Raw genomic sequence first — 1863 nt, 5'->3', positions numbered from 1 at the left:
CTCATTACCTAGCTATAACTGTTGCCTCGTTTACCTATCTTTACATACTTCAGTCTTTTCAGCCCGACCTACTTATAACCCACATTCCGCACCACAACTGTCACACATCAACAAAAGGGGGATGAAATAGTACAAATGAACTAAGTCCCAATCGGAGTCAAGCTGTTTAATGATAATAATACTATTAAGCAGAGAAAGTAAAAAGGTAAGTTTACTCTAAAGAGATGAAAATAAGGAAAACTCTCTTAGGCAACAAAAGAGTTAAAAAAAATTAATTTACCACCACCATAGAAATGGGAAAATAGCCATAGCAGTTGTGGAGAATGTGGTGATGTTAATCAATAAAGAGATAGAAATTCAGAACATAGACCATCTAGGAAGAGTAGCAGGAATCATAGACGCTATAGGATTAGTAGAAACAGTCAATCAATTAATCCCATCAGAAAAGGGAGAAAAAGTCAGTGCAGGTCATGTAGTAAAAGCCATGATTTTAAACGGGTTAGGATTTGTATCTAGACCTTTATATATGTTTCCCCAATTTTTTGAAACCATGGCCTGTGAACATTTAATAGGAGCCGGAGTCAAGCCCAAATATCTCAACGATGATAAACTGGGTAGAGTGATGGATAAACTATTCATCAAAGGACTGGACACCACGTTTTTAACAATTACCTTAAAAGCCGCCCAAAAATTTAACGTATCGCTGTCATCATCACACCTAGATTCATCATCAATGCACGTACATGGGGAATACAATTCTAGCTTACCATCAGTAATATTTGAGAACCAACAAGCACTCAAAAATCAAGAATCAGAAGAATTAGCAATCAAATCCCCCCCAATAAATTAAGCTCACCTATGGTTATTCCCGCGACCACAGACCAGATTTAAAACAATTTATCATCGAACTAATCTGTACGGGAGATGGAGATATACCAATCTTCTGTAAGGATTCAGGTCAAAAAAACTTCAGTGGCGGCATCTGGTAAAATAAACAAATGAAAAAGCCCGCAGCCACCAGACACAAAGAAAAAACCCAAATCGAGCAGTTGAGCCAAGCTGAACTGGTGGAAATGGTGTTGGGGCTGCAAAAAATTATTGAAGAATTGCAAGAAAAACTAGCCATTGCTACGGGAAAAAGTCGAACAACCAGTCAAACTTCATCAAAACCTCCATCAACGGATCTGCTCCAAAAACCAGAGAAACCAACAGTCAAACCAGAAGCAGACCAGAAAAAGAAGCCCGGTGGACAACCAGGTCATCAGGGAAAAACCCGAAAAGGGTTTGGACGAGTAGACAGAACAGAAATTAGCTCACCCAGTATCTGTCTTAATTGTGGTAGTCAAGAATTAAGTGAAGTAATTAACATCCACAGACAGCAAGTAGCAAGTCTAGTAGCAAAACCAATTGAAGTCGTCGAATATCAGACACAATCGTGTAAATGCCTCGAATGTGGCGCTGTAGTTAGAGGAGAACAACCCTTGGGAATAGTTCCAGGGCAAGACTTGAGCGTTAATCTGCAAGCACTATTAGTTTGGCTGGGGAATTATGGGCATCTTTCTTACGCAAAGCTGACTGAGTTGTTGTGGGAACTCGGCAGGATAGAAGTGGGAGTCGGAACACTCCAAAAAACCAATCAACGAGTAGCAGCAGCAGTAAAGCCAGCGATTAATGCGCTGTGGGAATGGGCCGGGGTGCAATCAAATGTTCATGTAGATGAAACCCCCTGGTGTGTCATGGGGGTTAAAGAATGGCTATGGACGGCTAGTGGAGAAGGATTCTGTTTATTTCATGCCGCAGATACCAGGGGGCGGGTGGAATTAGAAACCATGCTGGGCAAAGAATTTGCGGGAGTCTTAAGCT

1 protein-coding gene and 1 pseudogene are annotated in these 1863 nt (G+C 41.0%); both read left to right on the top strand.

Annotated features, from left to right (window positions below; genetic code table 11):
- Window positions 1-331 precede the first annotated feature (331 nt).
- A pseudogene (locus QUA45_RS28650) lies at window positions 332-761 on the top strand (IS1634 family transposase); the annotation flags it as partial.
- A gap of 237 nt (window positions 762-998) precedes the next feature.
- The coding region (locus tag QUA45_RS28645) for an IS66 family transposase (RefSeq protein ID WP_333223317.1) at window positions 999-1863 on the top strand (865 nt) is incomplete at its 3' end.

The organism is Microcoleus sp. Pol12A5 (assembly GCF_036701435.1).
Classification (GTDB): Bacteria; Cyanobacteriota; Cyanobacteriia; order Cyanobacteriales; family Microcoleaceae; genus Microcoleus.
The sequence above is the reverse complement of the archived record's forward strand: the minus strand, read 5'-3'. Positions and strand labels throughout refer to the sequence as shown.